Source organism: Microcoleus sp. B4-C2, from assembly GCF_036705265.1.
Classification (GTDB): Bacteria; Cyanobacteriota; Cyanobacteriia; order Cyanobacteriales; family Microcoleaceae; genus Microcoleus.
The window spans coordinates 1-2,112 of record NZ_JAUBUB010000196.1 but is presented as its reverse complement, the minus strand read 5'-3'; the positions used below and the strand labels follow the sequence as shown (position 1 = coordinate 2,112).

1 protein-coding gene and 1 pseudogene are annotated in these 2,112 nt (G+C 44.0%); one reads left to right on the top strand and one right to left on the bottom strand.

Annotation, left to right across the window (positions count from 1 at the left end; all coding sequences use genetic code 11):
* The first annotated feature begins 687 nt into the window (after window positions 1–687).
* The gene (locus QUB20_RS28310; protein WP_333244456.1) at window positions 688–1,707 is read left to right on the top strand and encodes a glycosyltransferase family 4 protein; all 1,020 of its coding nucleotides are present in this window, start codon (window positions 688–690) and stop codon (window positions 1,705–1,707) included.
* 55 nt (window positions 1,708–1,762) lie between these two features.
* On the opposite strand, the pseudogene QUB20_RS28305 reads toward QUB20_RS28310, so the two are convergent.
* Window positions 1,763–1,901: pseudogene (locus QUB20_RS28305) on the bottom strand (transposase); the annotation flags it as partial.
* Between the last annotated feature and the right edge of the window lie 211 nt (window positions 1,902–2,112).

The window sequence follows — 2,112 nt, the reverse complement described above, 5'->3', positions numbered from 1 at the left end:
CCCGTCCTTTTTGGACGGGCGGGACGCCCATCCCACAATCTTGTGGAAGTTATTTAATTCTCATTCCTTAACCCAAGCGTATTGGGTAATGATTGGCAGCTCGCTTTAATTAAACATAAAATCCGATCGCTTTTAGAGTCCCGACAACTAGGCGCGAAGTTGAGGTTCTCCGTATTCTGTTTTTATAAGTGGTATTACTTAGCCAATCCGGCTTAATACCCGGTCGGTTATCTTAGTCCGTAAGAGCCTGGATGAGAGTATGTGTAGCAGCCATTTAAATCACCACGTTATCTAAAACGCTTGGAAAACCCTATTTAGTAGGACGCCAAACATATTATAAAAATTATTAGTGCGTTTTGGATGCTCCTGTTTCATTCTTTACAGTAAAATTACATAATTTTTGGTTCAGGGCCTTGTCAGTGAATTCACTTAAATGTTATCTTGTCAGCATACAACCACTGTCAGACTGCCGAATCTACTTTTCAATCAAACGAGACTGGTCTCTAAACCGAGCCGGATTATTCTATATCCGTGTTTAGAAACAAGTAAAAAAACTTTACTTAACTCAAGATGAATCCCATGTTAAAACTTAGTGCTTTATTCCCAATCCATTGCAATGACCGAGCCATCAGCCACGTATTTTTTTCAGTGTGCAAACAATGGCAAAACCCTGAGCTGAAGGCTCGCATGGTTGTCCCGAGTTGCGATAGCTCCTGTCGCGACTCAAATATAGTTGAAGCAATTCCGTCATTGCTGAAAAAACTGTATTACAGCAGCCATAGTGCTCCCAAAATTAAGGCAGAGAAGCGTTTTCTCAAAGATATCAAAAATTTTGATGTTGCCTACTTGTGGCCCGGTCTCTCAGTAGATACTGTAAAAAGCGTTAACAAGCAGATTAAGCCGATTTTTTTGGAGCGAGTTAATACTTGTCAAAGGCAAGCTAAGAGTATCCTTGACGATGCTTACTCTCGCTTGGAATTGCAACCTCAACACACAATTACCCCAGAAACAATTAAGAACGAAGAGCACAAACTCAAGCTAGTTGACTTCCTGTTTTGTCCCAGTCCGGCAGTAGTAAAATCGTTTCAAGACGCCGGAGTTCCTGAAGAAAAACTGCTGTTAACCACTGAAGGTTGGTCGCCAGAGCGTTTCCCCAATTATCAATTCCAAAAACCGCCTTCAGAGGAAGTTAACGTCCTTTTCCTAGGCTTTGCCTGCGTCCGCAAAGGGGTTCACCTACTGTTGCAGGCTTGGGAGCGAGCTGGGATTAAGGGAAAGCTGACTATTTTTGGCAGACTCGAACCGGCGATCGCTCAAACTTGCAGCCATTTGCTGGAACGTTCTGATGTAGTTCACTTTGATTATGCTTTGGACTACAGTTCTGCCTATCGCCAAGCTGACTTTTTTGCCTTACCCAGTCTCGAGGAAGGTAGCCCACTCGTCATCTATGAAGCGATGGGTCATGGTTTGCCTATTCTGGCTTCACCGATGGGAGGAGGCGGTGTTGTGCGTGATGGCATTGACGGCATAATTCTTCCTCCCTACGATACTGACGCCTGGGTGGAGGGACTGCGCCAACTATCTAATTCTCCTGATTTGCGCGCTAAAATGGGAGCCGCCGCCCGCCAGCGAGCTTTGGAGTTGACTTGGCCACAAGTTGCTGCTAGGCGCGGAGAGCAGATTCGGCAAAAAATGCAGGCAAAATAAAAACTAAATAGGAAAGGACTGACCAAAAAAATGGGATGCAAGCCCCTTCTTCTGTGGCCGGCTTTTCTTGATTTCTGATATACTCCTTCAAAACTTCTTTCTTACGCACCTCCAGCAGAAACAGCAAAATAACTAGGACTCCATAATGCTTCTTTGTGGGGTTTTTTGTGTCTAGCCTGCCCGTACCGACGGCTTAAAGGTTGAGTCGAATTTAGGTGATAGGTGGAATGAATCGGCTAATGAGCAGTGCGTTGAGCTAAGATTGCACCCAGCCATAGAAAAGGGGTAAAACTTTTGACTATGACATAAAATTATTTTGCAATAGGTCTAATGTAAATTGTGTAGCCTGTCTTTGATTTTTGTGCGAGTCAACAATGCAGACTCACAGCGTTCCCAGTAAATTTT

Excerpts from the sequence above, each read along its gene's own strand:
- QUB20_RS28310 (WP_333244456.1), top strand. The coding sequence starts at position 688 with ATGGTTGTCCCGAGTTGCGATAGCTCCTGTCGCGACTCAAATATAGTT.